The organism is Blautia sp. ZXY-1-B12 (genome assembly GCF_056339915.1).
Map to the genome: position 1 here is coordinate 1 of NZ_JBWJVP010000033.1, position 2,780 is coordinate 2,780.

Here is a 2,780-nt window from a genome sequence, read left to right on the forward strand (position 1 = left end):
GATACGTAAAGATGCAGCTTACAGGTGCTGAAATCATCGTTGAATGTTTAAAAGAACAGGGCGTTGACACTGTATTCGGATATCCGGGCGGTGCCATCCTGAATGTATATGACGCCCTCTATGAATATAAAGACCAGATCACACATGTACTGACTTCCCATGAGCAGGGAGCTTCCCATGCGGCAGACGGATATGCAAGAGCTACCGGCAAAGTCGGTGTATGTCTCGCAACCTCCGGTCCCGGAGCTACCAATCTGGTAACAGGAATCGCTACTGCATACATCAGATTCCGTACCAATGGTGGCAATCACATGTAATGTAGGAACACCGCTTCTCGGAAAGGATTCTTTCCAGGAGGTTGATATTACAGGAATCGTAATGCCGATCACAAAGCACAGCTTTATCGTAAAAGACATTACTACTCTGGCAGACACTGTACGCAGAGCGTTCTATATTGCAAAGAGCGGACGCCCGGGACCTGTACTTGTAGATGTGACAAAGGATGTGACAGGCGCGAAATATGAATACAATGCCTGCACTCCGGCAGCCATTACACCAAAAGTAGATACAATCAAAGATAAGGACATCGAAACGGCAGTCCAGATGATTAAAGATGCAAAGAAACCGTTCATCTTCACAGGCGGCGGAACAATTATCTCCGAAGCATCCAAAGAAGTGACAGAACTTGCTCACAAAATCGATGCTCCGGTATGTGACAGCCTTATGGGCAAAGGTGGATTTTCCGGCGAAGATCCTTTCTATACAGGAATGCTTGGAATGCATGGAACAAAAGCATCAAACCTCGGCGTTTCCGAGTGTGACCTTCTGATCGTTCTGGGAGCCAGATTCAGCGACCGTGTCACAGGAAATACAAAGACTTTCGCTAAGAATGCAAAGATTCTCCAGATCGATGTAGATGCTGCGGAGATTAATAAGAACATTATCGTAGATGCAAGTATCGTAGGAGATGAGAAAGAAGTTCTGAAACGAATCCTGAAAGAACTCCCGGAGATGAAACATCCGGAGTGGACAGCACATATCAGCGAATTGAAAGAGAAATATCCGCTAAGGTATGATCATTCCCAGCTGACAGGTCCATACATTATCGAGAAACTTTACGAGCTGACAAAAGGTGACGCGATCATCACCACAGAAGTAGGCCAGAACCAGATGTGGGCAGCTCAGTATTTCAAATATAAAGAACCAAGAACATTCCTTTCATCCGGTGGATTAGGAACGATGGGGTATGGACTTGGAGCGGCAATCGGTGCGAAGATGGGAAGACCGGACAAGACGGTAGTAAATATCGCAGGTGACGGATGCTTCCGTATGAATATGAATGAGATCGCCACAGCAGTCCGTTGCGGCAAACCATTGATTGAAATCGTACTTAATAACCATGTACTTGGAATGGTGCGTCAGTGGCAGACATTGTTCTACGACCACAGATATTCCCATACAATTTTAAATGATTCCGTTGATTTTGTAAAACTGGCAGAGGCTATGGGTGCGAAGGCAATCCGTATCACTACCATGGATGAAGTGGAACCTGCTTTGAAAGAAGCACTTGCATGTCCGGGACCAATCGTACTTGACTGTATGATCGATCAGGATCTCAGCGTATTCCCGATGGTACCGGCAGGCGCAAGCATTGATGACATTTTTGACGAGGAGGACATGAAAAACAATGAGCAGAGTGTATAATTTTTCCGCAGGACCGGCTGTATTGCCGGAAGAGGTATTAAAAGAAGTTGCAGAGGAGATGATGGACTATCAGGGAACTGGTATGTCTGTAATGGAAATGAGCCACAGAAGCGCTGATTTCCAGAAAATCATTGACGAAGCAGAGCAGGATCTGCGCGACCTGATGAAGATTCCGGATAACTACAAGGTATTATTCCTTCAGGGCGGAGCTTCCCAGCAGTTTGCTGCAATTCCTATGAACCTCATGAAGAATAAAGTTGCTGATTACATTGTTACAGGTCAGTGGGCAAAGAAAGCATATCAGGAAGCACAGAAATATGGAAAAGCAAACAAGATCGCTTCTTCCGAGGATAAGACATTCTCTTACATTCCTGACTGCAGTGACCTGCCGATCAGCCCGGATGCAGACTATGTATACATTTGTGAAAACAACACAATTTACGGAACGAAATTCAAAGAACTCCCGAACACAAAGGGAAAAACTCTGGTAGCAGATGTTTCTTCCTGTTTCTTATCTGAGCCGGTTGATGTATCCAAATATGGAATCATCTACGGCGGTGTTCAGAAGAACATTGGACCTGCGGGTATGGTAATCTCTATTATCAGAGAAGACCTGATTACAGACGATGTTCTGGAAGGCACCCCAACTATGCTGAAATTTAAAACACAGGCTGATGCCGGTTCTCTTTACAACACACCGAACTGCTACTGCATCTATGTATGCGGTAAAGTCTTCAAATGGCTGAAGAAAATGGGTGGTCTGGAAGAAATGAAGAGACGCAACGAAGAGAAAGCAAAGATCCTCTATGATTATCTGGATCAGAGCAAACTCTTCAAAGGAACAGTCGTAGCAAAAGACCGTTCTCTTATGAATGTACCATTCGTAACAGGTGACAAGGACATGGATGCCAAATTTGTAAAAGAAGCAAAAGAGGCAGGACTTGTAAACTTAAAGGGACACCGTACAGTGGGCGGTATGCGTGCAAGTATCTACAATGCTATGCCAAAAGAAGGCGTAGAAGCACTGGTTGCTTTCATGAAGAAATTTGAGGAGGAGAATGCGTAATGTTTCAGTA

Annotated in this window: 1 protein-coding gene and 1 pseudogene; both read left to right on the forward strand. The window is 44.9% G+C overall.

Annotated features, from left to right (window positions below; all coding sequences use genetic code 11):
* Nucleotides 1-11 precede the first annotated feature (11 nt).
* A pseudogene (gene ilvB, locus AC075L_RS02985) lies at nt 12-1,704 on the forward strand (biosynthetic-type acetolactate synthase large subunit).
* Nucleotides 1,688-2,770 (forward strand): 3-phosphoserine/phosphohydroxythreonine transaminase, encoded by a 1,083-nt coding sequence (gene serC, locus AC075L_RS02990; RefSeq protein WP_062807761.1) that lies wholly within the window; start codon nt 1,688-1,690, stop codon nt 2,768-2,770. The pseudogene ilvB and the gene serC overlap by 17 nt, the downstream one beginning before the upstream one ends.
* Nucleotides 2,771-2,780 lie beyond the last annotated feature (10 nt).